The 26366-nt window shown below is 68.8% G+C and carries 25 protein-coding genes and 1 pseudogene; 16 read left to right on the top strand and 10 right to left on the bottom strand.

Annotated elements, in window-relative coordinates:
- Positions 1-3: 3 nt before the first annotated feature.
- From FB563_RS19360 to FB563_RS19350, 3 genes are all read right to left on the bottom strand, one after another.
- Positions 4-759: a GntR family transcriptional regulator gene (locus FB563_RS19360; protein ID WP_142218815.1), complete on the bottom strand. Its 756-nt coding sequence runs from the start codon at positions 757-759 to the stop codon at positions 4-6.
- Between the two features lie 26 nt (positions 760-785).
- Positions 786-1643 carry a hypothetical protein gene (locus FB563_RS19355; protein WP_244329027.1) on the bottom strand — a complete coding sequence of 286 codons (858 nt, stop codon included), beginning with the start codon at positions 1641-1643 and terminating at the stop codon, positions 786-788.
- Positions 1644-1788: 145 nt separating this feature from the next.
- Complete coding sequence (locus FB563_RS19350; protein ID WP_055704174.1) at positions 1789-2160, bottom strand: hypothetical protein; 372 nt, start codon at positions 2158-2160, stop codon at positions 1789-1791.
- 141 nt (positions 2161-2301) lie between these two features.
- Here FB563_RS19350 and FB563_RS19345 point away from each other — a divergent pair, with 141 nt between their 5' ends.
- Positions 2302-2712 carry a VOC family protein gene (locus FB563_RS19345; RefSeq protein ID WP_055704175.1) on the top strand — a complete coding sequence of 137 codons (411 nt, stop codon included), beginning with the start codon at positions 2302-2304 and terminating at the stop codon, positions 2710-2712.
- A gap of 280 nt (positions 2713-2992) precedes the next feature.
- Here the strand turns inward: FB563_RS19345 and FB563_RS19340 are convergent, their stop codons facing one another.
- The gene (locus FB563_RS19340) at positions 2993-4186 is read right to left on the bottom strand and encodes an ROK family transcriptional regulator (RefSeq protein WP_167528496.1); all 1194 of its coding nucleotides are present in this window, start codon (positions 4184-4186) and stop codon (positions 2993-2995) included.
- Positions 4187-4244: 58 nt separating this feature from the next.
- On the opposite strand from FB563_RS19340, the gene FB563_RS19335 reads away from it, so the two are divergent.
- The 3 genes from FB563_RS19335 (at position 4245) to FB563_RS19325 (ending at position 6798) form a co-directional block, all read left to right on the top strand.
- Positions 4245-5324, top strand: a complete 1080-nt coding sequence (locus FB563_RS19335) for a Gfo/Idh/MocA family protein (protein WP_055706871.1) — start codon at positions 4245-4247, stop codon at positions 5322-5324.
- Complete coding sequence (locus FB563_RS19330) at positions 5324-5839, top strand: heme-degrading domain-containing protein (protein ID WP_055706870.1); 516 nt, start codon at positions 5324-5326, stop codon at positions 5837-5839. Before FB563_RS19335 ends, FB563_RS19330 begins: the two co-directional genes overlap by 1 nt.
- 86 nt (positions 5840-5925) lie before the next feature.
- Positions 5926-6798 (top strand): LLM class F420-dependent oxidoreductase, encoded by an 873-nt coding sequence (locus FB563_RS19325; protein ID WP_055706869.1) that lies wholly within the window; start codon positions 5926-5928, stop codon positions 6796-6798.
- Positions 6799-6908: 110 nt separating this feature from the next.
- Here the strand turns inward: FB563_RS19325 and FB563_RS19320 are convergent, their stop codons facing one another.
- From FB563_RS19320 to FB563_RS19310, 3 genes are all read right to left on the bottom strand, one after another.
- The gene (locus FB563_RS19320; protein WP_055706868.1) at positions 6909-7766 is read right to left on the bottom strand and encodes a fumarylacetoacetate hydrolase family protein; all 858 of its coding nucleotides are present in this window, start codon (positions 7764-7766) and stop codon (positions 6909-6911) included.
- Between the two features lie 143 nt (positions 7767-7909).
- Entirely contained in the window at positions 7910-8635 is a 726-nt protein-coding gene (locus FB563_RS19315; protein WP_055706867.1) for a YidC/Oxa1 family membrane protein insertase, read from the bottom strand.
- A 108-nt stretch (positions 8636-8743) separates the two neighbouring features.
- Positions 8744-9052, bottom strand: a complete 309-nt coding sequence (locus FB563_RS19310) for a DUF6412 domain-containing protein (protein ID WP_055706866.1) — start codon at positions 9050-9052, stop codon at positions 8744-8746.
- A gap of 89 nt (positions 9053-9141) precedes the next feature.
- Between FB563_RS19310 and FB563_RS19305 the strand changes: the two genes are divergently transcribed.
- Positions 9142-9978: a serine hydrolase domain-containing protein gene (locus tag FB563_RS19305; protein ID WP_055706865.1), complete on the top strand. Its 837-nt coding sequence runs from the start codon at positions 9142-9144 to the stop codon at positions 9976-9978.
- 48 nt (positions 9979-10026) lie between these two features.
- On the opposite strand, the gene FB563_RS19300 is transcribed toward FB563_RS19305, so the two are convergent.
- Entirely contained in the window at positions 10027-10554 is a 528-nt protein-coding gene (locus tag FB563_RS19300; protein ID WP_411573190.1) for a winged helix-turn-helix transcriptional regulator, read from the bottom strand.
- 175 nt (positions 10555-10729) lie between these two features.
- Here FB563_RS19300 and FB563_RS19295 point away from each other — a divergent pair, with 175 nt between their 5' ends.
- Positions 10730-12124, top strand: a complete 1395-nt coding sequence (locus FB563_RS19295) for an MFS transporter (protein ID WP_055706863.1) — start codon at positions 10730-10732, stop codon at positions 12122-12124.
- A 41-nt stretch (positions 12125-12165) separates the two neighbouring features.
- Here the strand turns inward: FB563_RS19295 and FB563_RS19290 are convergent, their stop codons facing one another.
- A complete protein-coding gene (locus FB563_RS19290) occupies positions 12166-12963 on the bottom strand; it encodes a class E sortase (RefSeq protein WP_055706862.1) in 798 nt (265 codons plus the stop codon).
- 197 nt (positions 12964-13160) lie between these two features.
- On the opposite strand from FB563_RS19290, the gene FB563_RS19285 reads away from it, so the two are divergent.
- From FB563_RS19285 to FB563_RS44935, 5 genes and pseudogenes are all read left to right on the top strand, one after another.
- Positions 13161-14636, top strand: a complete 1476-nt coding sequence (locus tag FB563_RS19285; protein ID WP_055706861.1) for a glycoside hydrolase — start codon at positions 13161-13163, stop codon at positions 14634-14636.
- A 70-nt stretch (positions 14637-14706) separates the two neighbouring features.
- Positions 14707-15723 carry an SEC-C domain-containing protein gene (locus tag FB563_RS19280; protein WP_055706872.1) on the top strand — a complete coding sequence of 339 codons (1017 nt, stop codon included), beginning with the start codon at positions 14707-14709 and terminating at the stop codon, positions 15721-15723.
- A gap of 429 nt (positions 15724-16152) precedes the next feature.
- On the top strand, positions 16153-19290 hold the full coding sequence (locus FB563_RS19275; protein WP_055706860.1) for a DEAD/DEAH box helicase: 3138 nt from the start codon (positions 16153-16155) through the stop codon (positions 19288-19290).
- 296 nt (positions 19291-19586) lie between these two features.
- Positions 19587-21248 carry a GmrSD restriction endonuclease domain-containing protein gene (locus tag FB563_RS19270; RefSeq protein WP_159045529.1) on the top strand — a complete coding sequence of 554 codons (1662 nt, stop codon included), beginning with the start codon at positions 19587-19589 and terminating at the stop codon, positions 21246-21248.
- Positions 21249-21512: 264 nt separating this feature from the next.
- Positions 21513-21707, top strand: a pseudogene (locus FB563_RS44935) (HAD hydrolase-like protein); the annotation flags it as partial.
- 69 nt (positions 21708-21776) lie between these two features.
- Here the strand turns inward: FB563_RS44935 and FB563_RS19260 are convergent.
- The gene (locus FB563_RS19260; RefSeq protein WP_055706859.1) at positions 21777-22439 is read right to left on the bottom strand and encodes an ATP-binding protein; all 663 of its coding nucleotides are present in this window, start codon (positions 22437-22439) and stop codon (positions 21777-21779) included.
- 203 nt (positions 22440-22642) lie between these two features.
- Here FB563_RS19260 and FB563_RS19255 point away from each other — a divergent pair, with 203 nt between their 5' ends.
- The 5 genes from FB563_RS19255 to FB563_RS19230 all read left to right on the top strand — a co-directional run bounded on the left by FB563_RS19255 (position 22643) and on the right by FB563_RS19230 (position 26168).
- Positions 22643-23488 (top strand): helix-turn-helix domain-containing protein, encoded by an 846-nt coding sequence (locus FB563_RS19255; RefSeq protein ID WP_055706858.1) that lies wholly within the window; start codon positions 22643-22645, stop codon positions 23486-23488.
- Complete coding sequence (locus tag FB563_RS19250; protein ID WP_079048824.1) at positions 23488-23682, top strand: DUF397 domain-containing protein; 195 nt, start codon at positions 23488-23490, stop codon at positions 23680-23682. Before FB563_RS19255 ends, FB563_RS19250 begins: the two co-directional genes overlap by 1 nt.
- Before the next feature lie 148 nt (positions 23683-23830).
- Entirely contained in the window at positions 23831-25003 is a 1173-nt protein-coding gene (locus tag FB563_RS19245; protein ID WP_055706857.1) for a serine hydrolase domain-containing protein, read from the top strand.
- Between the two features lie 93 nt (positions 25004-25096).
- Positions 25097-25615, top strand: a complete 519-nt coding sequence (locus tag FB563_RS19240) for a DUF6879 family protein (protein ID WP_055706856.1) — start codon at positions 25097-25099, stop codon at positions 25613-25615.
- 277 nt (positions 25616-25892) lie between these two features.
- Positions 25893-26168, top strand: a complete 276-nt coding sequence (locus FB563_RS19230) for a hypothetical protein (RefSeq protein WP_142218811.1) — start codon at positions 25893-25895, stop codon at positions 26166-26168.
- Positions 26169-26366 lie beyond the last annotated feature (198 nt).

Below are 26366 nucleotides of genomic sequence, written 5' to 3'. Positions count from 1 at the left end.
GTGTCAGCCCTTGAGGTGGGTGCTGAAGGAGAACCGGTCCCCCCGGTACAGCGAGCGCACCCGCTCCAGGGGCCGGCCCTCCGTGTCCCGGGAGACGCGGTGGATCAGCAGCATCGGCAGGGCGGGCGGGGTGCCGATGAGCAGGGCTTCGCGGGGCGTGGCCAGCACGGTCTCGATCCGCTCGTCGGCGTCGCCGAAGGAGATGCCCTGGCCGGCGAGATAGCCGTAGAAGGAGGAGTCGGGGTCGAAGTCGCTGTCCAGCCGGGGCACCCGCTCGACGGCGACGTACGTGCTCTCCAGGCCGACCCGCTCGTCGTCGGCGAGCAGCACGCGCTCCAGGTGCCACACGGGCTCGCCCCGGGTGAGCCCGGTCTCGGCGGCGAGCGCGTCCGGGCAGGGGAACCGGTCGAGGGTGATGAGCGTACGACCGGGCGTACGGCCCTGCCGGCGCACGCCCTCGGTGTAGCTCGCGAGCGACAGCGGCTGCGTCAGCTTGGGCCCGGCGACGACGGTCCCCCGCCCCTTGCGCCTCAGCCGCCCTTCCAGCACCAGCTCCCTCACGGCCTGCCGTACGGTCTCGCGGGCGACGTCGTACCGCTCGGCGAGGTCCCGCTCGGTGGGGATGACGCCGCCCTCCCCCAGCTCCTCCAGCAGGGCGGCGATGCGTGCCTTGACCGCGTAGTACTTGGGGATGCGTCCGTGCTCGGGGATGCCGGAGCGGACGGGGGCGCCGGGGGCCTGGTCGTTCGGGTAGTCCACGCAGTGATCGTCGCAGACGGGGTGGTTCAGCGGCGCTTGCGGGTCAGCAGCAGCGCGGCCCCGGAGGCCCCGAGGGCCGCGGCGGCGGCCGCGAGCAGCGTGTTGGCGAGGCCGGGCCCGGTGAGCGCCAGCTCACTGAACTGCTCCTTGGCCTCCCCGGGAGAGGCGGGGGTGGCGGGGGTGGTGGGTGCGGAAGTACCGGTGCCTGGTGTGGCCTGCGGACTGCCGGACGCGATGGGCGGGCTGGATGGGCTGGATGGGCTCGGCGGGCTGGATGGGCTGGATGCGCTCGGCGACGCGTACTCCCCGATCCCGAACCGGTAGGCGTTGGACTCCCCGATCCAGTCCCCGTCGGCGCCCCGGCGCTGGACGACAGCGGCGTTGGCGGTGACCTGGTCGGCCGCCGTGCCGGCGGGGAACACGAGTCTGACCTTGACGCTGACGGTCCTGCCGGGCGGTACGGCGAACCCGTCGAACCCGGCGCCGTCGAGCACGCCGACCAGTTCCTGCTCGTCGGTGCCCTCGAACGTCACCGGCCGGGCCGTGGGGCCGTCGTAGAACTCCAGCTTGGGCTGGTCCGGCCGCAGCGCCCGTTTGTCGTCGACGAGGACGATCACCGGGTGGACGCCGGTGCACTTCCGACGGGTGGTGTTGGTGAGGTCGAGGTACCAGGTGCCGTATCCGCCGCCCGCCTCGTAGGAGGGCGGGCCGCCGCGGATCCGGGCGGCCAGCGGGAAGGCGCGCGGGTCGCCGCCCACGCAGGCCGGGGGCGGGTCGGCGAGGGCGGCGGCCGGCGTGGCGGGGACGACCACACAGACGGCGGCGGACGCGGCGGCTGCGGCGAGGCCGTGGGACAAGCGGGACAGGGGTGTGCACAGTCGCATAAACACATGATCATGTCGGGCCTGTCGGCACACCCGCGACCGCCAATCCGGTAGAGGCCGCGAAGTCCGCCCGATCGGCGGGCCGGCCGGTGTGGTGACGCCCGGCCGGTGCGGTGACGCCGGGCCGGTGTCGTGACGCCGGGGGTCAGCTCGTGACCGTGACGTCCACCGTGACCACGTCGTTCGGATCGGAGGCGCAGACCATGTAGATGTGCGCCACACCTGGTCGCACGTTCCGCTCGATCCCGGCGAACCCGGCGAGGGTGTCCCTCGTCGTCGGCCTGAGCTCGACGGTGCGGATGGGGCTGCGTTCCGATGTGTGCCTGCCGACCTGCTCTCCTTCGGCACGGCCGCCCTGGCTGGGATCACTGCATCCCGTGAGCTTGAGGGAGACGACCTGCCCGGCCTTCACCGTGGTCGGGCTCACCGTGCCGCCCGGTGCGGCGGTGGCCGGACCGGCGAGGAGCACGACACCGGCGGCGGCGAGGGTTGCGGTGGTGATGCGGGAGCAGCGCATGCTCACTCCTCACTGCACCGAGAGGTGCGTTCGGTGTGACGGCGGTAATTTGAAGTGGCCGTTGGTTCGCTTGATGCGCCGGATTCCATTGTGGACAGTGGAGGAGGCATCCGCAGCCCGTGCGCCGGAGGAGCGAGCAGCATGAAGATCGACTCGTCGCAGAAGATCACCACGTTCCTGATGTTCGAGGGCCACGCCGAGGCGGCGCTGACCTTCTACACCTCGCTCTTCGACGACGCCGAGGTCATCAACATCGACCGGTACGGCGCCGGTGGTCCAGGCAAGGAGGGAAGCGTGCGGCACGCGACCTTCTCGCTCGCCGGCCAGCAGTTCATGTGCACCGACAGCCCCGCGCACCACGAGTTCACCTTCACGCCCGCTGTCTCGCTCTTCGTCCAGTGCGAGAACGAGGCCGAACTCGACCGCCTCCACGCGGCCCTCTCCGACCAGGGCACGGAACTCATGCCGCCGGGCAACTACGGCTTCAGCCCCAAGTTCGCCTGGGTCAACGACCGGTTCGGCGTCTCGTGGCAGCTGAATCTGCCGGCGTGAACCGGCCCGGCCCGCCGCCCACCGGGAGAATCGGCCGAGACCGGGCGCGGGTGCGGGCCCGCTGTGACTGGTCGCGCCCAGGCGGCCGCAACCGCAGCTTCAACACAGCCCCGCGCCCCTGAAGGGGCACCCCTCACCGCCGTAACCGCAGGCACTCGCACCGCCGAGGCAGCGCCTGCCAGCGCCAGTAAGCGACCCAACCCCCGGCCGACTGCAGCGGGCGGCGCCGAAAGCACCCGCCTCTACGACTCACCCCGCCGCAGCCCAGCGCAGCGCTCCGTCACACATCCCCCCGCCCGAACACCGGTGCCAACAGCAGCTGCGCGGCACCCTCGGCCACCACCCGCTCCCCCCGCGGAGCGAGCCGCACCGGCGCGGAATCCCCCTCCGCGCCCTCCCGCCGGGCCCGCGCATCCAGCACCTCGCCGACCCCCCGCACATACGCCTCGGGCGCCCCCGCGACCGTCCGTCCCCCGAGCAGCACCACATCGATGTCCAGCAGCCCGACCAGGTTCGCCGCCGCCACCCCCAGCACACGCGCCGCCTCCCCCGCCTCACCGCGCCCCACCGCCGCCAGGCACAGCGCCTCCACGCACCCCCGGTTCCCGCACTCGCACGGCGGGCCGTCCAGCTGGATCACCTGGTGCCCGAACTCCCCGGCCCCGGTCCGCGCCCCCCGGTGCACGCGCCCACCGATCACCAACCCGGCCCCGAGCCCCGTACCGAGATGCAGATACGCGAAGGATCCGCCCTCGCCGCCCTCGCCCCCCACCGACAGTCCGAGCGCGGCGGCGTTGGTGTCCTTGTCGACCACGACCGGCACCCCCAACCGCTCCCCGAGCGCGTCCCGCAGCGGAAACCCGTCCCACTCGGGAAACCCGGTCACCCGGTGCAGCACCCCGCGCGCGTGATCGAGCGGCCCGGGAAGCGCCACCCCCACCCCGAGCAGCGACGCGACGGTCCCGGCAGCCCCCTCACCGGCCGGCCCTTCCCTGACCGGAAACGTGCCCAGGACCTCCCGTACCACCCCCTCCACGGCGTCCCCGACCACCGTCAGCACGGCCTCCGCCCCGGCCCCCAGGTCCAGCCCGGCCCGCCGCTCCCCCACCACTGCGCCGTCCAGATCGACCAGAACGGCCCGCAGTTCGTCCCGGTCCAGATGCACCCCCACCGCGTGCCCCGCCTCCGGGACCAGCCGCAGCACGGTCCGCGGCTTGCCGCCCGTCGACGCCCGCCGCCCGGCCTCCGCCACGAAGCCGTCCGCCCGCAGCCGCGCGGTGATCTTGCTGACGGCCTGCGGGGTCAGCCCGGTCCGCTCGGCGAGTTCCAGCCGGCTGATCCCCTCCGCCCCGGCGTCCCGCAGCAGCCCCAGCACCAGCGCGGTGTTGTGCGACCGCACCGCGAGGAGATTGGCTCCCGCCCCCGTGCCCGACCCGGCCCGCGTCCCCGTTCTCGTCCTGTTCACGCCACCCATTGTCCCCACCACTTGCACTTTGGCAACAGCGTTGCGAAAGTAGGGAGCCATGGGATCCATGACAGGACGCACGACCACCACCCCCCTCCGCGTCGGCCTGATCGGCTACGGCCTCGCCGGCTCCGTCTTCCACGCCCCGCTGATCGCCGCGACCGAGGGCCTCGCCCTGGACACCGTGGTCACCTCCAGCGCGGAGCGGCAGCAGCAGGCCCGCGCCGAGTTCCCGGACGTGACGCTCGCCGCCACCGCCGAGGAACTGTTCGACCGCGCGGACGCGCTGGACCTGGTCGTCATCGCCTCCCCCAACAAGACGCACGTCCCGCTCGCCTCCGCCGCCCTGAAGGCCGGCCTGCCGGTCGTCGTCGACAAGCCGGTGGCCGGCACCGCGGCCGAGGCCCGGGACCTCGCCGCCCTCGCCGAGGAGCGCGGCCTGCTCCTGTCCGTCTTCCAGAACCGCCGCTGGGACAACGACTTCCTGACGCTCCGCAAGCTGATCGCCCAGGGCGACCTGGGTGACGTGTGGCGCTTCGAGTCCCGCTTCGAGCGCTGGCGGCCCCGGCCCAAGGGCGGCTGGCGCGAGTCCGGCGACCCGGCAGAGATCGGAGGTCTGCTCTACGACCTCGGCAGCCATGTCGTCGACCAGGCCCTGGTGCTGTTCGGCCCGGTCACCGAGGTGTACGCCGAGACGGACATCCGCCGCCCCGGCGCCGAGACCGACGACGACACCTTCATCGCGCTCACCCACGCGAACGGCGTCCGCTCCCACCTCTACGTCTCCGCGACGACACCCCAGCTCGGCCCCCGTTTCCGGGTGCTCGGCTCCCGCGCGGGCTACGTGAAGTACGGCCTCGACCCGCAGGAGGCGGCCCTGCGCGAGGGCCTGCGCCCCGGCCCCCGGTGGGGCGCCGAGCCGGAGTCCCTGTACGGCCGTATCGGCGCCGGGGAGTCCCCGCTGACCGGCGGCGGCACCCCCGTACCGACCCTGCCCGGTGACTACCCCGCCTACTACACGGCCGTGGCCCGCGCCCTGACCGGCGCCGGCCCCAACCCGGTGACCGCCCTGGAGGCGGCCGCCGCCCTCGACGTACTGGAAGCGGCCCGCACGTCGGCCACGGACAAGGTGACGGTGACCCTCTGATGCCACACCACCAGCAGCACCACCCGCAGATCACGCCCCGGACGACCCCCGAGCTCACCCCGTCCGTCGAGGAACTGGAGGCGCAGGAACGCCGCCTGGTCTTCCGGCAGTTCACCTACGACGACGCCTGGGCCCTCGGCTCGCTGCTGGTCGAACTGGCCCGGGAGCGCCAGGCCCCGGTCGCCATCGACATCCACCGCGCCGGCCAGCAGCTCTTCCACGCGGCCCTGCCGGGCTCCACTCCCGACAACGACGCCTGGATCGCCCGCAAGCGCCGGGTCGTCGAGCGCTACGGCGCCTCCTCCTACCTGGTCGGCGCCCGCTTCCGCGCCAAGGGCACGACCTTCGAGGACTCCTCCCGCCTCGATCCCGACACCTACGCGGCCCACGGCGGCTCGTTCCCGATCAACGTCGAGAACGCGGGCGTCATCGGCGCGGTGACCGTCTCCGGCCTGCCCCAGCTCCAGGACCACCGGTTCGTCGTGGAGGCGCTGGAGGAGTTCCTGAAGGAGTGACGCCCGACGGGATTACGTGACGCGTCCCCCCGGTTGGGAATGGCTGCAGACATGATGACCACTGCCCCGACCGGAGGGACGGCCCCGTGAGCACCGAGAGCGCCTTGAAGGACAGGATCGGCCGGTACGGCATCTGGAACATCGGCCTGCGCGCGGAGGACCCCGCCCGCCGCGCCGAACTGGCGGAAGCGGCAGCCGAGTTGGAGGGGCTCGGCTTCGGCGCCGTGTGGCTGGGCGGCAGCAGCGCCGCCCGGCACGCCGTCCCCCTCCTGGAGGCCACCGGCACGCTCACCGTCGGCACCAGCATCCAGAGCGTCTGGCAGTACGACGCCGAGACGAGCGCGGCGGCGTTCGCCGAGGTGGAGGACGCCCACCCCGGCCGCTTCGTGCTCGGCCTCGGCGTGAGCCACGCCAAGCTCGCCGACCAGTACCGGCGGCCGTACTCGGCGCTGGTCGCCTATCTCGACGCCCTGGACAGGGCCGGGGTGCCCGTCGGTCGCCGGGTGCTGGCCGCCCTCGGCCCGAAGACCCTGGAGCTGGCCCGCGACCGTGCGGCGGGCACGGTGCCGTACCTGGTCACGCCCGAGCACACCGCCCGGGCCCGCGAGATCCTCGGCGCCGGCCCGCTGCTCGCCCCGGAGCTGAAGGTGGTCCTGGAGACCGACCCGGCCCGCGCCCGCGCCCTCGCCCGTGACACCCTCGCGATGTACCTGGCCCTGCCGAACTACACCAACAACTTCCTGCGGCACGGCTTCACCGAGGCCGACCTGGCCGACGGCGGCAGCGACCGCCTGGTCGACGCGGTCTTCGCCTGGGGCGACGAGAGCAGGATCCGCGACCGTATCGACACCTTCCACCAGGCGGGCGCCGACCACGTGGCCCTCCAGATCATCACCGACGCCGAAAGGGACACCCTCCCGAGGCAGGAATGGCGCAGGCTCGCTTCTCTGATCGGGTGAGTGGACCGACCTGAAGAGGCGCGGGGCTGTATCGACATGCGGCTCCGCCGCGTGGGCGCGAGAAACCACGGACGACCCGCACCCGCCGAACTCGCGCAGCCCCCAACCCCTTAGGCGTCCTTCAACTCCTGCCGCTGCCGACCCAGCCCCGCGATCTCCAGCTCGACCACATCCCCGGCCCGCAGGTACGGCTTCGGCTCGGGCTGCCCCATCGCCACCCCCGCCGGCGTGCCCGTGTTGATGACGTCGCCGGGGTACAGCGTCATGAACTGGCTGACATACCGCACGACCTCCCCCACGGGAAAGATCTGCTCGGCCGTCGTACCGTCCTGCCTCAACTCCCCGTTGACCCACAGCTTCAGCGACAGGTTCTGCGGGTCGGCGACCTCGTCGGCCGTCACCAGCCACGGCCCCAGCGGATTGAACGTCTCGCAGTTCTTGCCCTTGTCCCAGGTGCCACCGCGCTCGATCTGGAACTCCCGCTCGGACACGTCGTGCGCCACCGCGTACCCGGCGACGTGCGCGAGCCCCTCCTCGGCCGAGCCGAGGTAGCGGGCCGTGCGCCCGATGACGACGGCGAGCTCCACCTCCCAGTCGGTCTTGCGCGACCCGCGGGGGACGAGCACCGTGTCGTTCGGCCCGACCACCGTGTCCGGCGCCTTGAAGAAGACGACCGGCTCGGCGGGCGGTTCGGCGCCGGTCTCGCGGGCGTGGTCGTGGTAGTTGAGCCCGATGCACACGATCTTGCCGATGTGGCCGAGCGGCGGCCCGATGCGCAGCCCCGTCGCGTCGAGCTGGGGCAGCTCGCCGGACTCGGCCGCCGTCCGCACCCGGTCGAGCGCGGCCTCGTCGGCGAGGAGCGCGCCGTCGATGTCGTCCACGATGCCCGACAGGTCCCTCAGGGTCCCCTCGGCTTCGAGCAGCGCGGGCCGCTCGGCCCCTGCCGTACCGACTCGCAGCAGCTTCATGGTCACAATCTCCCTCGATCGCGGGGCGCCCGACCGATGGGTGCAGCCATCGGAGGACTGGTCGATCCTCCAATCCCCCGGTCCAGTAGGCAAGACCCTGTTCACGTACTGGACCGTAACGATGCCCCGCCACCGGTCCGGCTCTACCGGTACAGCGCGGCCCGCTCGACCGCGGTCCACGCCGTGCTCGTGACGACGTACAGCGCGGCGGCCAGCGGGACGACCGCCACGGTGACGAGCGTGAAGAAGGACATGAACGGCACGACCTTGTTGACCGCCCCGAGCCCCGGCACCTGCTCGCCGCCTCCAGCGGTCACCGCGACCGGATTGTCCGCCATCGTCCGCTTGGTGCGCAGGTAGTTGAAGGTCGCGACGGCCGCGACGACGACGAAGAGACCGAGATAGACCAGCCCGGCCGGCCCGAACACCCCACCCCCGGCGAGCGCGTCGGCCCACCGCCCGCCGAGCGGCGCCGCGAACAGCCGGTGGCCGAGCAGCCCATTGACCTGCCCGCCGATCGTGGAGCTGGAGAAGAGGTGGTAGAGCAGGAAGAAGGCGGGCAGCTGGAGCAGGCTGGGCAGACAGCCGGACAGCGGCGACACCTTTTCCTCGGCGTGCAGTTCGAGCACCGCCTGCTGGAGCCGCTTCGGGTCCTTGGCGTGCTTCTCGCGCAGCTCGGCGATGCGCGGCTGCAGTGCTGCGCGGGCGCGCTGGCCGCGGGCGGCGGCGCGGGACAGCGGGTGGACGAGGAGTCGTACGAGCGCGGTGAACAGGACGATCGCGGCGGCGGCCGCGGAGGCGTGGAAGAGCGGCTGGAGCAGGTCGGCGAACTGCTCGACCAGGCGGGCGAAGAGGGAGAAGACGGACATGGGTGAGCCCTCCGGGGGTCTCGTCGTGCCGGGAACGGTCGGACCGGGATCGGTCGGAACGGCATGACGACCCGCGCGGGGTCACGCGGTCGGAACGAGTGACGTGCCCTACGCGGCGGTCGCCGGAAGGGCGTGTCCGGGTGCCCTGGGCCGGCGCCTGCCGGGCGCGTCGGGATCGCGCTGGGGCAGGAAGGCCGTACGCCGGGCCCGGTCGCGGATCGCCGTGCGCACCCGGGTGGGCGGGACGGCGGGCGCGGAGCGGGCGGCGAGGAGGGAGCAGAGAGCGAGCGTGGAACCGGCGGCGGTTGCGGCCAGCGCCACGGTGGTGGTGAGGGTGCCGGTGTCCAGCAGCATGACCGGCAGCAGCAGAAGCAGCAGCGCGGCGAGCGCACGCGACCGCGCGAGCCTGTGGATCACGCGACTCCCCTCCCCTCGGTCTCAACCGCCGACGTCTTCTTGCCCTTTATACATGTGGACGACCTGACCGATCACCGAAGGGCCCCTTCATGCCGCGCACTCCCCTCTGCGTCCTGAGCGACACCTCCCCGGCACGAGTCGGTGACGGTCACGCGGTGGACCGGTTCGTCGAGGTCGGCTCCTTCACCAAGGTGCTCACCGGTACGGCGCTCGTGCGCATGGCCGCCGCGGGCCTGCTCGACGTGGACGACCCGGTCGAGCGCTGGCTCCCCGCCGCCCCGCGCACCGGCATCACGCTGCGGCACCTGGCCGAGCACACGTCGGGGCTGCCCCGCCTCCCACCCGGCACCCAGGTCCGCGATCCCTACGCCGCGTTCGACGGTGACGCCCTGCACCGGCTGCTCGGCCGGCTGGACGGGGTCACGGTCCGGCCGCCGGGGCAGCAGGAGGAGTACTCCAACCTCGGGTACGCCGTGCTGGGCGCCGCGCTGGCCCGTGCGGCCGGTGCGCCGTACGAGGAGCTGCTCGCCGAGCACGTGCTGCGGCCGCTGGACGTCCATGAGGTGAGCGCGCGGCCGGACGCCGGGCGGCGCCTGCTCGCTCCGGGGTTCCTGGGCAGGGACCGCAGGCCCTGGACGATGACCGGAGCGATCCTTCCGGCGGGCGGCCTGTGGGCCACCCCGCGCGCGGTCGCCGATCTGCTCGTCCGGCTGGCGGTCGAGCGCCGGCTGGGCGATCCCGCGCCCTCGTGGCAGCGGACCGGCGCGCTGCTCTGGCACAACGGTGCGACCCGGCACGCCTCCGTCTTCGCCGGTGCCACGGCGGACGGCCGCTGGGTGGTCGTGCACCGGCTGGGCGGCCGGCCGGACGACACCGACCGGATGGGCGTCGACCTGCTCAGGAGCAACGGTTCGGCCGCTTCCTGAGCGGCCTCCCGAGCTACGGGAATCGCCCTGCGGAACCCGCCCGCCCGGTCAGGCGGGTTCCGTCTCCAGCGGCTCCAGCAGCCGCTTCGGCTTCAGCAGGGCCTTGCTGACGGGGTCCGCCGGGTCGGGGTCGAGGTCCGGGCCGGGCTCCATGACCACGTCACCGACCGGTACGACGACTCCGCACGCGGGGCATTCGCCGTACGACCCGAGTTCCGTGCCGCACTCCGCGTGCCGGAAGTAGCGCAGCCGCGTCTCGGAGAAGTGCTCGCGGCCCCACAGCCCGAGGGCGCGCAGGGTGGGCCACAGCGCGATGCCGCGCTCGGTGACGACGTACTCGTCCCGCGGCGGCGACTGCTGGTAGCGGCGCTTTTCGAGGATGCCCTCGGCGGTGAGGGTCTGCAGCCGGGCGGCCAGGACCGCGCGCGGGATGCCGAGGTGGACCAGGAAGTCGTTGTACCGGCGCACGCCGTAGAGCGCGTCCCGGACGACGAGCAGCGTCCAGCGCTCGCCGACGATCTCGAGCGCTCGGGCGACCGAGCACTCCTGTGTCGCGTAGTCCTTGCCCAGTGCCATGCCGTCCACTGTAGCCACTTTCCGACATCTTGGTTCGTTGACCGAACCGACGTGTTACGGTGGCCGGGTCAGGTCAGTTCAATGACCGAACCAAGGATCGGTTCGCCGGTTGATCCATCGGTCCGCCGAGTGATCCGCCCGTCACCGCAAGGCCCCCGAAGGACAGGACCACGCCATGACCGGGCTCGACTCAGCCACCACCCCCATCGCCGCATCCACACGCGGCACGACCACCCCGGAGGTCCCCGCACGCCCCCGGGCCACGCTCGCCCTGACCAGCGCGGCCACCGCCGTGGCCCTGATGACGTACACGGCCCCGATGGTCACGCTCCCCGACACCGCGGCCGCCCTGCACACCCCGCTCTCCGGCCAGGCCTGGCTGCTCAACGGCACCCCGCTGGGCCTCGCCGCCCTGCTGCTGGTGGCCGGCAGCCTCGCCGACGACTACGGCCGCCGCCGCGTCTTCCTCGCCGGCACCCTGGCCCTCGGCCTCACCACCGCCCTCGGCGCCCTCACCACCTCCACCTGGCTGTTCACCCTCGCCCGGGTCGCCCAGGGCGCGGCGAGCGCGGCGATCCTGGCGAGCAGCCTCGGCCTGCTGGTGGCGGCCTTCCCCACGGCGCGCGGCCGACTGCACGCGACCGGCGTGTGGGGCGCCTTCGTCAGCGGCGGCATCGCGGTCGGCCCCCTGGTCGCGGGCGCGCTGCCGACCTGGCGGGTGGCGTACGGCGTCCTGGGCGCCGCCGCCGTCCTCGTGGCCGCGCTGGGCACCCGTGCGCTGGCCGAGTCCCGCGCCCCGCGCGGCGGCCGCCCGGACGTCCTCGGCGCCATGACCTTCGGTCTCGCGCTGGTCGCCCTGGTGGCGGCCCTGACCCTGGGCCGCGACGGCTGGCTGCGCGCCCCGGTGGGACTGCTGCTGGCCGCCGCCGTCCTCCTGCTCGCGGCCTTCGCCGCCGTGGAACACCGGACCGGCACCCCTATGATCGACCTCGGTCTGCTGCGCCACGCCCGTTTCCTGGCCTCGGGCGCCGGCGGCCTGTTCACGGGCCTCGCGGTGATCGGCATGTTCAGCTTTCTGCCGGCTCTGCTCCAGCAGACACTCCGGCTGTCCCCGATGCAGACGGCCTGGCTGTTCCTCCTCTGGTCCGGCCTGAGCTTCGCGGTGGCCCTCCAGGTCAAGCACCTGGCCGGCCGTATCGCCCCGCGCGCCCAGCTGGCTGTCGGCTTCGCCCTGCACACGATCGCCGTCCTGACCATGCTCGGCGCCCTGGCCTCCGGCTCCTGGACCCGGCTGCTGCCCGGCCTGATCATCGGCGGCGTGGGCAGCGGCCTGCTCAACGGCGCTCTCCCGCTGCTGGCCGTCGAGTCGGTCCCGCGCGAACGCGCCGCGATGGGCTCCGGCGCCCAGCAGACCTTCCGCTACATCGGCTCCTGCGCCGGCGTCGCCCTGACCATCGCCCTCGCCACCTCGACCGGCAACCTGGCCCACGGCGCGAACATCGCCCTGCTGGTGTCGGCGGGGCTGGCGGCGGTGGGGGCGGTGAGTGTGGTGGCGCTGCGGGAGCGCTGACCGGCGGCCGTCATCCGGGCCGCGACGCCGACCGGCGGCTGTCACCGGGGCCGCATGGACACCAGCTTCCCCCACACCGCCATCCGGTAGCGCGAGGTGAACTCGGGGGTGCAGGTGGTCAGGGTGATGTAGTAACCCGGCTCGGAGTACCCGTACGCGGGCCGCACGAGGGAGCGCGGCACGGGCCGGATGACCCCCGAGTCAGTCGCGGACGTCTGCGGCAGGATCTGGTCGACGTCGTACGTGTACGTCGCCGTCCGCGTCTCCACCTCGATGACGTCCCCCCGCCGCAGCCGGGGCAGGTACCGGAAGGGCTCGCCGTGCGTGTTCCGGTGCCCGGCGAGCGCGAAGTTGCCCGCCTGCCCCGGCTGCCCGGTGCCCCGGTAATGGCCGACGTACCCCTTGTCGAGGACGTCGGCCTTGCTCACCCCCTCGGCGACGGGAACGCGCAGCCCCAGCCGGGGGATGGTGAGGACGGCGTACGCCTGGGAGCGCCGGGGGAGGCTGACGGGCGTGTACGACCGCCGCGGCGCAGGGGACGTGGAGGCGCCCGAGGCCGGCTCATGGGCCGTGGGCGAACCGGGGGTGCTGGGCGACGGGGCCGCGCCACCGGCGCCGTACCCCTGATGGCCCCACTCCCGCTCCAGCGCCTCCACCTGCCGCTCGGCGCCGCGCCGGGCCTCCCGGTTGGTCCACCACAACTGGTGCACGACCAGCAGCATCAGCAGCACACCGACGGTCACGAGCGCCTCGGCCCCGCCCCACAGCACGCGCCGCCGCCGGGCACGCCGACGCCGATCGCTGTGCCGTACGACCCGCACGCCCGACCATGCCGGCATCCGCACCCACCTCCACGGGAGCCGCCCGCAGGGTAGGCGCACCGGCCACAACTGGCCAGAGCCACAAGCAAATCAACGATCCCGGCGCGCTTCCTCAACGGGTTTTAGAAACCACTGCCGGAACCCTCGACAACCACACCCGCCACCCCCGATGCTTCCTGCTGCCGGAGCCGCAACGGAGAGGGCGGAAGACAGCGATGATCCGACGCAGAACACTGCTGGCCGCGGCGGGCGGCGGCATCCTGGGCAGCGCCCTGGCCACGGCCACGGCCCGGGCGGACGCGACGATTGCCGTCAACCCTTCCACGACCTACGGCACTTGGGAGGGCTGGGGCACGTCACTGGCCTGGTGGGCGAACGTCTTCGGGACCAGGGACGACTTCGCGGACATCTTCTTCACGACGAGGACGACGACGTACAACGGCACGGCCCTCCCCGGCCTGGGCCTGAACATAGCCCGCTACAACCTGGGCGCCTGCAGCTGGAACAGCGTGGGCGGCCAGTCGATGGTCACCTCCCCCGACATCCCCTCCTTCAAGCAGATCGAGGGCTACTGGCAGGACTGGACGAACGAGGACCCGACGTCGTCGTCCTGGAAGTGGACGGCGGACGCGACACAGCGCGCGATGCTGGTGAAGGCCACCCAGCGGGGCGCGATCAGCGAACTCTTCGCCAACTCCCCCATGTGGTGGATGTGCCTGAACCACAACCCCTCGGGCGCCTCGGACGGCGGCAACAACCTCCAGTCCTGGAACTACCGCCAGCACGCCTCCCACCTGGCCTCGGTGGCCCTGTACGCGAAGCAGAACTGGGGCGTGACCTTCACGACGGTGGAGGCCTTCAACGAACCCTCCTCCTCCTGGTGGACGGCGACGGGCACACAGGAGGGCTGCCACATGGACGCCACGGTCCAGTCGGCCGTACTCCCCCACCTGCGCAGCGAGTTGAACAAGCGGGGTCTGACGGCGACGAGGATCTCGGCGTCGGACGAGACGAGTTACGACCTGGCCCGCACCACCTGGAACTCCTTCTCCTCCACGACCAAGGGCTACGTGGACCGGGTGAACGTCCACGGCTACCAGGGCTCGGGCGGCCGCCGCGACCTGCTCTACACGGACGTCGTCACGACGGCCGGCAAGGCCCTGTGGAACTCGGAAACGGGAGACGGCGACGCCACCGGTCTGACCCTGGCCGGCAACCTCCTCTACGACTTCCGCTGGCTGCACCCCACGGCATGGGTCTACTGGCAGGTGATGGACCCCAGCGCAGGCTGGGCGACGATCGCGTACGACGCGAGCACCCTGCAGCCGGGCGCCGTACAGACGAAGTACTACGTACTGGCCCAGTTCACCCGTCACATCCGCCCGGGAATGACGATCCTGGACACGGGAGCGAGCTACGCGGCGGCGGCCCTGGACAGGCAGGCGAAACGCCTGGTCATAGTGGCCGCGAACACGTCCTCCTCCGCCCAGACCCTGACCTTCGACCTCTCCCGCTTCTCCTCGGTGACCGGCGGCTCGGGCGGTCTGGTCCCCCGCTGGAACACGGTGACGACGGGCGGAGCGGACCTCTACACCGCGCACTCGGACACCTACCTCGCCGGTAAGTCCCTGTCGGTCCCCTTCGCGGCGAAGTCGGTCCAGACACTGCAGGTGGACGGAGTGACGGTGTAGGGAACCCGGAGGGAAGCCATTGATCCGGCCCTACTCCTCCCGGTCACCGCTCGGCAGTACCGTGTCCCCCATGCGCCCCGACACGCCTGCCGAGAACGTCGACCACACCGCCGAAGCGGCACGCCTGGAGCGGACCGCCGGACTGTATCCCGAGGACGCCGAGGCCCTGCTGCTGAGGGCGGCGGCCCACCTGGAACTCTCCGGCGACCGCCCCGCGGCCACCGCGCTCTACGACCGCCTGCTGTCCACCGCGGACGCCCTGGACAGCCCCGCCCTGGTCCGCGCCCTGAAGGCCTCCAACCTCTGGGAGTACGGCCACGAGGCGGAGGCGAGGGCGATCATCGAGGGCATCCGGGTGGCCGCGCCCCGCGACCCGGCTCCCTGGGTGATCATCGCCGAGTCCCTGGAGTCGCACGACGAGCTCGAGGCGGCGGAGGAGACCTTCACGGAGGGAGCCGACCTGCTCCTGCCCACCGGGGAGGACACGGAACCGGCACCCGCCATCCACCCCCTCCTCTACGGCCGCCACCGCGTCCGCCGCATGCTGGGCGTCCCCCACGACGCCTGGGACACCCTGGCCGACACCCTCCACACGTCCCCCGTGTCCCTGGACGAACTCCACGACCCCAAACGCGTCTGGTCCCTCGGCTCGGACAACCCGGCGGAACTGGTGGCGGAAATCTCCCGCCTACGAGCCGAACTGGGCGCCTACCGAGAGGCCCTCTCCCGCCCCTTCCCCGTGGCCATCCTCCACTGGCCGGCGGGCGAGCTGGCAGAGCTCCTGTCGGCGTACCCGACTCTCGCCACGGAGTACCCCTCCCACGCGACCCACCTCGCGACCATAGAGTCCTCCCTGCGCGAACTCTCCGCCTCGGGCACGGGAAACCTCGGCATCGTCACGGGCACGGTCCCCTCCTACGAGGCCTTCGCAGCCTCGGAGGGCTCATCCCCGGCGGACGCGACCCTGCTCCCGCAGTACGCGACGACACTGGCTGCGCGGGGACGGGCGGTTGCCTGGCCGCCGGTGAGGGGGGCGGAGTGCTGGTGCGGCTCCCCTCAGCCTTATGAGGCGTGCCACGGCGTATAGAACGGGGCCCGGACGGAGCGTGCCCCTCCTCCGCAGCCGCAAGCCGCTGGCCGCCCCGGCGCGCTCCTCACTCCGGCTGCCCACCCAGCCCACCGAACGGCCACCCACCTGGGCCCCGCCTTCCCCGGGCCGCCCGCTCGCTTCTTCCCCGTGCTGGAGCGGCCCGGGTCAAGGGTGGCCCGCAGGGCCATCGGCGCAGCCGACGCGGGAGTGGAGCGCAGCGGAACGGACGCGCCCTTGATGCGGGCCGCGGAAGCACGACAATGCCGAGAAGCGGGCGGGCCCCAACGGTTACTGAAGACCCCGAGGGCCTGATTTCGGCACACAACCCTTCGCCTGTCAGTGGCAGCTGTTAGAACTGATCCACATCGGTGCGCAAGGTCGCGCACGAGCACCGCAAGGGATCAGGGGGGAGCCGTGGCTGAACCGATGGGCCGTTCGGAGCCGATCGCTGGCGTCTACGAGAAGCTGATCACGGACGACGTACGCGACGAGTTGGAGCGATTCGAGGCGGCTGGCTGGAAAGCCATTGACGCCGAGGTCAGCTCGGAGTCCGCTCCCCATGTCCTGGCTCGCTACATCGGTGAAGCTGTCGGCCAAAGGCTGGCTCAAGTTCCCACCGAGGATCGCGTCAAGGTCGCGAACCGCATCCTCGAGGCACTGGCTGCTACAAGCACTCCAGAATCGAGCGATGCCGACCCTGTCAGCTCCATCATCGCGGGTCCGCGACAGCTTCTCACTCTCGCGCGGCAGGAGGCTCCCGGTGTGTACGCCCTGCGTCCCTTGACACCGCTGTCTGAGACGTCGCTCATCACCAACTCCCCAGAGGACCTCAACCTCGGTTCCGAACTCAGGGCGGAGCTGGCTACGGCAGACCGCATCGACCTGCTGTGCGCTTTCGTGAAGTGGTATGGCATTCGCGTCCTGGAGGACTCGCTGCGCGCCGCGAGAGACCGGGGCGTGCCGATACGCGTCATAACGACCACCTACATCGGCGCCACCGACCGTCACGCGCTGGACCGTCTGGTCCGGGACTTCGGTGCCACGGTCAAGGTCAACTACGAGACCCGTTCCACTCGACTGCACGCGAAAGCCTGGCTGTTCAGACGCAGGACGGGCTTCGATACGGCCTACGTCGGCAGCTCCAATCTTTCGAAGGCGGCGCTGCTCGATGGGCTGGAGTGGAACGTCCGCCTGTCGTCCGTCGCGACACCCGCCGTACTGAACAAGTTCGAGGCGACGTTCGACGCGTACTGGAACGACACTGCCTTCGAGACATACGACCCCGACCTCCACGGTGCACGCCTCGATGAAGCGCTGGCCCAGGCGAGTGGCACCAGCGCCAGCACGGACCTGAAGATCAGCCTCTCTGGTCTCGAGGTTCGCCCCTATCCGCACCAGCGGGACATGCTGGAGCGGCTCACCGTCGAGCGGGAGCTTCGCGGGCGGCATCGAAACCTACTGGTGGCGGCGACCGGCACCGGGAAGACGGTGATGGCGGCCCTCGACTACCGCAGTCTGAGCCGCAAGTCGGAGGGTGGCCGGCCGAGGCTGCTGTTCGTGGCCCACCGAAAAGAGATCCTCAGGCAATCCCTGCGTACCTACCGGGAGGTGCTGGACGATGCGTCCTTCGGAGAGCTACTCCACGCAGGGCAGGATCCACGCGAGTGGAACCACGTCTTCGCCAGCGTCCAATCGCTCAATGTTCAGCGTCTTGAGCAACTCGCGCCGGATCACTTCGACATCATCGTCATCGACGAGTTCCACCACGCTACCGCCGCCACCTATCGACGCGTGATCGACCACTTCACACCGAAGGAACTGCTGGGCCTGACGGCCACCCCTGAGCGGATGGACGGGCTGAACGTCCAGGACGAGTTCTTCGAGGGCCGGATCGCGGCTGAGATGCGGCTTTGGGAAGCCCTAGAGAACGACCTGCTCTGCCCCTTCCACTACTTCGGCATCCCCGATGGGACGGATCTGACAAATCTCGGCTGGCAGAAGGGTTCGTACGCCGACCAGGAGCTTGGGAGCCTCTACACAGGCAACCACGCACGCGCCCGGATCGTCGTGAAGCAGATCCGCGATAAGGTCTCCCACCCTGGCGCCATGCGAGCGCTGGGCTTCTGCGTGACCAAGGCACACGCCCACTTCATGGCGGACTTCTTTCGCGAGGCCGGCTTCCAGGCAGTGGCGCTCGACAGTGACTCACCCGCTGAAGTGCGCTCCCAGGCGTTGTCCGACCTTCGTGACAGAAAGCTCCAAGTCATCTTCTCCGTCGACCTGTTCAACGAGGGCCTCGACATCCCTGACGTAGACACGCTGCTCCTTCTGCGCCCCACCAACAGCGCCACCGTCTTCCTCCAGCAGTTGGGGCGGGGACTGCGACGCACCGAAACGAAGCCCGTCCTCACCGTCCTCGACTTCATCGGTCAGCACCGGGCCGAGTTCCGCTTCGAGGAGCAGTTCCGAGCGCTGACCAATCTGTCGCGGAACCGACTCCTCGACCACATCGAGCACGATTTCCCCCAGTTGCCGTCCGGCTGCCAGATCATCCTGGAAGGCAAGTCGAAGGACCTCGTCATCGACAACATCCGGACCCAGCTGGGTGCCACGGTGAAGACACTGATGAAGGAGGTCAGGGATTACGGCACTCTGCGCCTCTCCGGTTACCTTCGGGAGAGCCGCCGGGAGATCAAGGAGCTGTACAAGAGCGACAACTCCTGGACGACCGTGCTGCGCCGTGCCGGCCTGATCGACGAACCCGAGCCCTCTGGAGAGGCTGCACTACTGAAGCGGGTCCACGCCTTCCTGCACGTGGATGACCCGCAGCGCGCGGAGGCCTACCTTCGCCTCCTCCAGGATGACGCTCCCGCGTACGAAGACCTCGACCCCACTGACCAGTCGTTCGCCCGCATGCTGTTCTTCAACCTCTGGGACAACGCAGGTGGCTTCACCAGCTTCCACGAGGGTCTGGAATCGCTGCGGCACCAACGGGTGTTCCGAGACGAGCTACGGCAGGTGATCTCACACGTCATCGAGCAGGCCGACCACGTCCCCATCTCGCTCCCCGGCCCCCTCAGCCACGTCCCGCTGAAGGTCCACAGCACCTACAACCGCTCCGAGATCCTCGCCGCCCTCGGCGTGGCTCGCTTCGGCGGTCAGATGCCCCGCTCCTTCGCGCAGGGTGTGCAATGGGTCGAGAAGCTCAAAACCGACGCACTTCTCATCACGCTGGACAAGGACGAGAAGGACTTCTCGCCCACTATCCGGTACAAAGACTACGCGTGGAGCCCGACGCTCTTTCACTGGGAGTCCCAGAACTCAACGGCCGCGAACTCGCCCACGGGCCTGCGCTACCAGCAACACGAGGCACGCGGCAGCCACGTCCTGCTGTTCATGCGGCGCTACAAGAACACCGACATAGGCAAGTCCCAACCCTGGATGCTGCTCGGCCCGGCCACGTACGAGGGCCACACCGGCAGCAAGCCGATGGCGATCACCTGGCGCCTGAAGCATGAACTACCGGCCGACGTATGGACCTTCTCGGCCATCACTGCAAGCTGACGAGCCTGCAAGAGTCGGCCGCTCCTGCCGCTTCCGCAGCCGCATGTCTCGACGCTCCCCATGGCACTCCTTCCCGAGCAAGCCCTGAAGGGAGACGAACGCCAGCTCCTGAGAAGGACGTAGCAGCCTCTCGGAGAAAGTCTGAGGCCGTGTGGTGCATGCAGAATTGACGCACTATCAGTATAATTTGACCGTCGCAGGCTGCGACCCCGACCTGAGGGGGGCTTATGGTTTGGCAGGAAGAGCACCCGTCTAAGCAAATGTCGACTCCCGATACACCATCCATCAAAGAACTGATGGACGATATGACGCGAGGTCGACTGGCTATACCAGACTTTCAGAGAAGTTATGTTTGGGATCCGGCGGACACTCAAAAGCTATTGGTCTCCATTATCGCCCGATACCCGGCTGGAACCCTCCTCTTTTGGGAACAAAAGAGGCCACAAATTAAACGGCGCCCGTTCGAGGGGTTCGATGTCCAGCTTAGGGACTCGGCCACACTGGTGCTGGATGGACAGCAGCGACTCACATCAATATTCCAAGCGCTGACCGGTATGGGGCAGCAAAAGTTTTTCGTTGACCTTGAGCTGCTTGCTTCACTTGATACGAATGCGTCCGGCCTTCTCGACGCAAGCCGCCTGGATGATGTGATCGTGTACCGAGAGGTCAACGCCAGGTCATTGCGCAAGCGTCCACCAGCTAACGCGATAGAGGAGATTAGACAGTCACTATTTCCACTTTCCCTAATCGGGTCGGAACTCATTGAGGAATGGCTCGATAATATGGAGGAAGCAATAGAGGGCGAGGATTGGAAAGCTCGCCGAGCCGAAGTTCGCCAACTGGCGCGCAGGTACCTGCGCCCAATCGGGAATTATCGATTTCCTGTTGTGGAGCTGCCGGAGGCCACTCCACTTGATGCAGTCTGCCGCATCTTCGAAACTATAAATCGAACTGGCGTTAAGCTGAGCGTATTTGAGCTTCTAGCCGCACGATTTTGGCCCGCAGGTGTTGACTTGCGAAGGAACTGGGAAGAGGCGCAGCGAAAGCACCCCATTCTGGCCTCGTTCGAAGTCGATGCCTACTACTTGCTTCAGGCAGTCTCACTTCGAGCGACGGCTGGTAAGTCACAGGGGACCAAAGCATCAGCCCAGCGCAGCGACGTCTTGGAGCTAACACCAACAGAATTTGAAAAATATTGGGATCAGGTGGCTCAAGGGGCGGCGCGCGCTCTGACTTTTCTTCGCGATGAGTGCGGAGTGCTAGCCCCGAAATGGCTGCCATATTCCATGATCCTCGTCCCCTTGGCGGCCGTATGGCATGAAGTTGAGTCTAAGAGATCTACAGAGAGTGGCGCAGCGCTACGAAAGATTCGGCGTTTCTTCTGGTGCTCTGTATTCTCGCGAAATTATGATCAGGGAGGTAATAGTCAGGCAGGGAAAGACTTTGCAGATCTCACTTCTTGGCTAAACGGCGGCGAGACGATGCCGGAGGCTGTCGACGGTTTCACCTTCGCCGGTGAAGTGCTGGATACGGCGCGAACCAACTTGCAGGCCTTGTACAAGGGGGTTATGGCACTGACGCTAAGCGGCGGAGCGCGAGACTTCCACTCCGGCTCGAACTTGACGCCCGGGAAACTCCTAGAAGACCGAGTGGACGCGCATCACATCTTCCCCAAGAAGTATTTGGAAGATAGGGCAGATCCCGGCAATCCCGAATTGATCCTTAATCGGGCACTGATTGACAAGAGAACTAATCAAAGCATTGGAAAGCGCGCCCCATCTGAATATCTTGCCACCATGGAAGATGGCCTAGGGGAAGAAGAGGTGCTTGGAATCCTGCAGTCGCATCTTCTGCCGGCGGATCGGCACTCCGCTCTTTGGCATGATAACTATGCGGCTTTCCTTCTCTCGCGTAAGAATCTGGTGGTTAAGGCAATTGAGGCGGTTACTAGCGAGTGAGCCGGCGGGGACTGTTGGTCTCCGATAGCTAATGACGCTTCCTCAGTTGGCGGTCGGAACGAAAGAGTGCACGGCGCTGGCTCGCGGGCTGTCTGAGCTGCGGGCATGATTCCCGCAGTCGCGGCTGACTGGTTGGAGGTGCCGCGGCATACTTTTCATGCGATGTTCGGTGCCCTCGTAGCGCAGGGGCGGGCTATGGGGAAGTCTTGCAGGAGTTCCGACCCGGGTTGATCTCTACGGGGAGCGGCAGAAGCGGGCCGCTGCAGCGCAGCCGGAGACTGCGACAACGACATCCGCCCGGCCCACCGGGCCGGCATGCACACCGCGCTCGTGCATCGCGGGCCCTGGGCCACGAGTAAGTGGAACTACCCTGTGGCTAGAGAACTGCCCACCTTCCAGGTGGAGAGCCTGCTCGAACTTCCTGCTTTAGTCAGCAGGTTCAACGACTCAGCCCATTGACCATCACCGACCGGTCTTGTAGTCGGTCGTCAAGGTCGCGTAAGGCGTGGTCGAACTCTGCTGCGATCACTAACGATTGAACCTCTCGGCTTCGGCCTCGAAGTGCGTTTGAGCCCGGTCGAGCACGTCGTCCGCGTTGCGGCCGTGCGCCTGCATCCAGCGGAGGAGGTCGGCGATGATGTCGATCGCCGCTTCCTCCGCCGCGGCCAAGGTCAACGGATCAGATCCCGCGCCAATCACATTCGGTACTTTCTTCGCTCTGTAGCCGTTGAGCAGTTCATCGACTCCAGTGGTCAGGGGGCGCACCGTGTGAACGCAGACCGACGGCAGGCCAGTGTCCAACTCGCACCAGGTCACCTTGCGGTCGGCGCGAAGCTCGACACCCCAGCGGTCGGCCACGGCATCGACGAGGACCACCCCACGGCCGGATTCGCTGCCCAGTCCCGCCTGGACCAGCGTCGGCAGGGCACGGGAGTCTGGGTCATGAACCTCGATACGCAGGTAGCTGCCGCTCATGGAGACGGCAAGAGTGGTCGGAGTCTCAAGGCCAACGTGGTTGATCACGTTGGAAACAAGTTCACTGACGCAGAGCTGGGCCACGTCAGTTACTTCGGGCAAGCGCCAAACTTCCAGGTGGAGCCGCAGAACGCGCCGCAGAGCCGCCACCTCCTGGGGTACCGCCAGGAACGGAAGGTCCCACGGCTTCCTCGACATGCAGACGATGCAGTTCATCGCTCAACTCCATCCACGCGACAGTAGGTTGCGATGCGCAATGAAGCGCACACTTAGAGTTGCACTGGAACTCTCAAAATGAAACTCTCATGCAGTGCTGATCGGAGCGTAACTGCGGATCGTGCGCCCCCAGCGCACGCTGTCTTGCTGTCACGAGGGACAAGCCAGGACCATCTGATGGATCGACATGGAAGGTTCACTACATGCCAGTCGGACCCACGACCCGCCGTCGCCAGCTGGGCGCTGATCTGCGCCGACTTCGAGAACTCAAGGGCCTGACCCTTGAGGAGGCGGGCGCACGTGTCGGTATTTCCAAGGCGACTCTCAGCCGCTATGAGACGAAGGAAGGATCGGTCAAGTGGCCGACAGTGGACGCCCTTTGCCGCGAGTACGGCGCCTCGGATGAGGAACGCCTCGCCCTTGTGGAACTAGCCAAAGCGGCCAGGATCCAGGGCTGGTGGCGCTCCCTCGCCGACCCCATCCCTGAGTCCATGAACCTCATGCTGACCCTAGAGGACGAGGTCGTACGAGAGGACCACTACGCCTGCATGTACATCCCGGGCCTACTTCAGACCCGGGCGTACGCCGAAGCCGTGCACCGCGCCTCGGAGGTGCAGTGCCCGGAGCGGGAGGTCCAGCACATGGTCGACATCCGCATGAAGCGCCAGGAGTTGCTGGACCGTCAAGAGCCGCCGCACATCTGGTGCGTGATCGACGAGGCCGCCATCCGTCGGTTGGTCGGAGGCCGAGAGGTCATGCGTGAGCAGCTGGAACACCTGCTCAGGCAATCACAACGGCCGCACATCACAATCCAGGTACTCCCGTTCGCACGAGGCGCGCACGCAGCGGCCGTAGGCAGCTTCGCCGTTCTGCGCGGGCAAGCTCGAGAACTCGACGTGGTGTACGTGGACCTCATCGGCGGCGGCCTCTTCATGGAGAAGCCGCAGGAGCTGGATCGCTATAAGTTGGCGTTCGAGTACCTCAGTGCCCAAGCGCTCGACTTCGAGTCGTCAACCGACCTCATCGAGCGGATCAGCAAGGAGCCTTGATGACAGCGTCAGAACTTCACTGGTTCAAGTCCACTTACAGCGGCGGCAGTGGGACCGAGTGCGTGGAGTGCGCGCCGGCTGCTGGGGACATGAACATACGCGACTCCAAGAAACCCGGATCAGCCATCAGAGTCCGCCATGACGCTTGGCAGGCCTTCATTCGCATGGCCACTCACAGCGAAAGAATCAGCTAGACCGAGGACCGGTCATCATCAGCTGCGGCTGGCTCATCGATGGCCGACGTGCCAGCCGCGAGATGGCAACGCGTGTTGGCGACTCGTCGCCGTATGGCCACTCGGCACGACCATCAAAGCTTGCGACTGCAGTGCCAGGATGGGCGATATGACGACGATCGACGGTGAGGTCGAGTCCGGGTTCGAAGCCGTGCGCAAGGCATTCGCGGAGAATTTCGCCGAGCGCGGGGATATAGGTGCGGCGGTTTGCGTCTACCGGGATGGTCGGCCGGTGGTGGACCTGTGGGGCGGGGTGGCGGATCCCGGCACCGGTCGCCCGTGGGCGTCGGACACCCTTCAGCTGGTCTACTCGGCCACGAAGGGCGCGACTGCGGCGGCGGCACATCTGCTGGTCCAGCGCGGCGCACTCGACCTGGATGCTCCAGTGGCCGAGTACTGGCCCGAGTTCGCTGCGAGGGGTAAGGCAGAGATGCCGGTCCGCCTATTGCTGTCCCACCAGGCCGGTCTCGTGGCGCTGGACCGCCCGGTACCGCTGACCGATGCGTTGGCCTGGCATCCGATGGCCGCCGCACTCGCCGCTCAGCGACCGGCGTGGACTCCGGGAGCCGCCCACGGTTATCACGGCCGGACTTGGGGCTGGTTGGTCGGCGAGGTGATCCGTCGGGTGTCCGGCCGTACCCCCGGCCGTTTCTTCGGCGACGAGATCGCTGGGCCGCTCGGGTTGGACTTCTTCATAGGCCTGCCGGCCAGTGAACGCGGCCGGGTCAGCCACATGGTGTTCCGGAAGCCCGACATCGATCTCACCACCCTGCCTCCCGAGTCGATCCCCGAGGAACTCCGCGAGCCAGTGGCGGCCTGGCGCGACCCGGACTCTCTCAGCAACAGGGCGTATGCCGTCACCGACCCAGCAGAGATCGACTTCAACTCCCCAGAGGTACAGGCTGCAGAACTTCCTGCCTCCAACGGCATCGGCACCGCTCGTGCACTGGCCCGCATGTACGCCGCGCTGATCGGGGAGGTGGACGGCGTGCGTCTGTTCACGCAGGAAACCCTGACGTCGGCGACAACGGAGCAGGCCAGCGGGAAAGACCGGGTGATGGTGATTCCGAGCCGATTCAGCGCCGGATACATGCTGCCGACCGAGACCAACCCCATGACCGGCCCAAGTGCCTTCGGCCACACTGGTCGAGGCGGCTCACTCGGCTTCGCCGACCCCGAGCACGGCATCGCCTTCGGTTACGTCGTTAACCACATCATCGGCGGTCCTGGCGACGCACGTGCACGGGCCCTGGTCGACGCCGTGCGGAAGTCACTGGCGTGACGTACTTCGAACTTCGTGGAGGTGACTGGGGAAATGGCTGCGGAGGGCAAGCCGCACGTGGCGATGGGAGATGGGCACTGAGGAAGGTTGTCCGTGCTCTTGGCTGGTGAGGACTGGCGGAGGACGTTCGACGCCATGCAAGCAGAGGCGTGGCGTCTTGAGGCTCTGCCCGTCTACCGTGTGCCGCAGGAGGAAGGGGCCGTCCGCCGGTTCCTGGCCGGGGAGCCCGTCACGCGTGAGGCGACGCAGCCCTGGTTCGACCGGGTCAAGGCGTACGCGGCCAGCGGCCGCAGTGTCGGGCGAGTGCACATCGTCACTCAGCCCCTCACCGACCACCTTCGCTTCGAGTTCGAGCACTACCGCCACAACATCGAAGCCGGCGAGGCGATCCGCATCCTCGACGTGACCGATCGACCCAATCCCCTCGACGGCGTTGAGGACTTCTGGATGTTCGACCGATCGCGGATCGTGTTGATGCACTACGAGCCGGACGGGACACAGATCAGCCGGGAAGTGTACGAAGGTGACCCTGCGCCGTATCGGGAGTACCAGCGCATCGCCCTCGCTGAGTCGGTGCCTTTCGAGGAGTACGTGAGGGCGGGCTTGCCGTAGGTAGAAAGTGGCCGCAGGCCGCCCGCGTCTTGGCCAGTGTCGTGCCTCCGCGAGCCGAGTCAAGGGTGGCCCGCAGGGCCTGCCGGGCGGGGGGTTTGGGCGGGGCCGGGGTGTGGGAGTGGGTGCTTGCGGCAACTTGTGGGGATATTGGGGAGTTGGGATCAAGGTCCCTGGATCGGCGCGTCGCTGGCGACTTTGGAGGATTTGCACATAATCTCCGTCACTGAAAGAAGTCGATCTGTAACAGATCGTGTTCACCGAGCGCTATGGAGATGACATGCAAAAGCTTCACAAGGCTGCCGTCCTGGTCGCCGCCCTGGGGAGCGTCGGGCTTCTGACCTCCGGGACCGCCTACGCCGGCGGCGAGGGCGGCGGGGGCAGCAGCGTGCTGCAGAGTTCCAACTGTAGGTCGCACGACCTCAACGCCGACGTCCTCGGCGAGGTCGGCATCCTCAACGGCGTCCTGGGCAACGCCCTGAACGGCGAGGGCGACCCGGGCGCGCAGGACACCCACATCGGGTCGACGATGGGCTGCAGCAACAGCGCCTTCTAAGAGGCGGTTCGGTACCGCCTGACGGCGGAACGCGGCGGCCGGCCAGCCTTCCGGTGGGACGGCCGGCTCGCCCCGCCGACGGCAGGGGGGAGGCGTGGTGACCTCACTCGCGCGACGGGCATATCTGGCGAAGGCCGTATGCGCGTGAGGTTGCCACGCCGTCCCTGCGGACGACAGAGCAAGGACGACAGAGCAAGC

This window comes from Streptomyces puniciscabiei (assembly GCF_006715785.1).
Taxonomy (GTDB): domain Bacteria; phylum Actinomycetota; class Actinomycetes; order Streptomycetales; family Streptomycetaceae; genus Streptomyces; species Streptomyces puniciscabiei.
The sequence above is the reverse complement of the archived record's forward strand: the minus strand, read 5'-3'. Positions and strand labels throughout refer to the sequence as shown.

What these genes read in the sequence shown, in the direction of transcription:
- FB563_RS19355 (WP_244329027.1), bottom strand. Translation starts at nt 1,643, where the DNA reads ATGCGACTGTGCACACCCCTGTCCCGCTTGTCCCACGGCCTCGCCGCA.
- FB563_RS19350 (WP_055704174.1), bottom strand. Translation starts at nt 2,160, where the DNA reads ATGCGCTGCTCCCGCATCACCACCGCAACCCTCGCCGCCGCCGGTGTC.
- FB563_RS19345 (WP_055704175.1), top strand. Translation starts at nt 2,302, where the DNA reads ATGAAGATCGACTCGTCGCAGAAGATCACCACGTTCCTGATGTTCGAG.
- FB563_RS19340 (WP_167528496.1), bottom strand. Translation starts at nt 4,186, where the DNA reads ATGGGTGGCGTGAACAGGACGAGAACGGGGACGCGGGCCGGGTCGGGC.
- FB563_RS19335 (WP_055706871.1), top strand. Translation starts at nt 4,245, where the DNA reads ATGACAGGACGCACGACCACCACCCCCCTCCGCGTCGGCCTGATCGGC.
- FB563_RS19330 (WP_055706870.1), top strand. Translation starts at nt 5,324, where the DNA reads ATGCCACACCACCAGCAGCACCACCCGCAGATCACGCCCCGGACGACC.
- FB563_RS19320 (WP_055706868.1), bottom strand. Translation starts at nt 7,766, where the DNA reads ATGAAGCTGCTGCGAGTCGGTACGGCAGGGGCCGAGCGGCCCGCGCTG.
- FB563_RS19315 (WP_055706867.1), bottom strand. Translation starts at nt 8,635, where the DNA reads ATGTCCGTCTTCTCCCTCTTCGCCCGCCTGGTCGAGCAGTTCGCCGAC.
- FB563_RS19305 (WP_055706865.1), top strand. Translation starts at nt 9,142, where the DNA reads ATGCCGCGCACTCCCCTCTGCGTCCTGAGCGACACCTCCCCGGCACGA.
- FB563_RS19300 (WP_411573190.1), bottom strand. Translation starts at nt 10,554, where the DNA reads ATGGCACTGGGCAAGGACTACGCGACACAGGAGTGCTCGGTCGCCCGA.
- FB563_RS19295 (WP_055706863.1), top strand. Translation starts at nt 10,730, where the DNA reads ATGACCGGGCTCGACTCAGCCACCACCCCCATCGCCGCATCCACACGC.
- FB563_RS19290 (WP_055706862.1), bottom strand. Translation starts at nt 12,963, where the DNA reads ATGCCGGCATGGTCGGGCGTGCGGGTCGTACGGCACAGCGATCGGCGT.
- FB563_RS19285 (WP_055706861.1), top strand. Translation starts at nt 13,161, where the DNA reads ATGATCCGACGCAGAACACTGCTGGCCGCGGCGGGCGGCGGCATCCTG.
- FB563_RS19280 (WP_055706872.1), top strand. Translation starts at nt 14,707, where the DNA reads ATGCGCCCCGACACGCCTGCCGAGAACGTCGACCACACCGCCGAAGCG.
- FB563_RS19275 (WP_055706860.1), top strand. Translation starts at nt 16,153, where the DNA reads ATGGGCCGTTCGGAGCCGATCGCTGGCGTCTACGAGAAGCTGATCACG.
- FB563_RS19270 (WP_159045529.1), top strand. Translation starts at nt 19,587, where the DNA reads ATGGACGATATGACGCGAGGTCGACTGGCTATACCAGACTTTCAGAGA.
- FB563_RS19260 (WP_055706859.1), bottom strand. Translation starts at nt 22,439, where the DNA reads ATGAACTGCATCGTCTGCATGTCGAGGAAGCCGTGGGACCTTCCGTTC.
- FB563_RS19255 (WP_055706858.1), top strand. Translation starts at nt 22,643, where the DNA reads ATGCCAGTCGGACCCACGACCCGCCGTCGCCAGCTGGGCGCTGATCTG.
- FB563_RS19250 (WP_079048824.1), top strand. Translation starts at nt 23,488, where the DNA reads ATGACAGCGTCAGAACTTCACTGGTTCAAGTCCACTTACAGCGGCGGC.
- FB563_RS19245 (WP_055706857.1), top strand. Translation starts at nt 23,831, where the DNA reads ATGACGACGATCGACGGTGAGGTCGAGTCCGGGTTCGAAGCCGTGCGC.
- FB563_RS19230 (WP_142218811.1), top strand. Translation starts at nt 25,893, where the DNA reads ATGCAAAAGCTTCACAAGGCTGCCGTCCTGGTCGCCGCCCTGGGGAGC.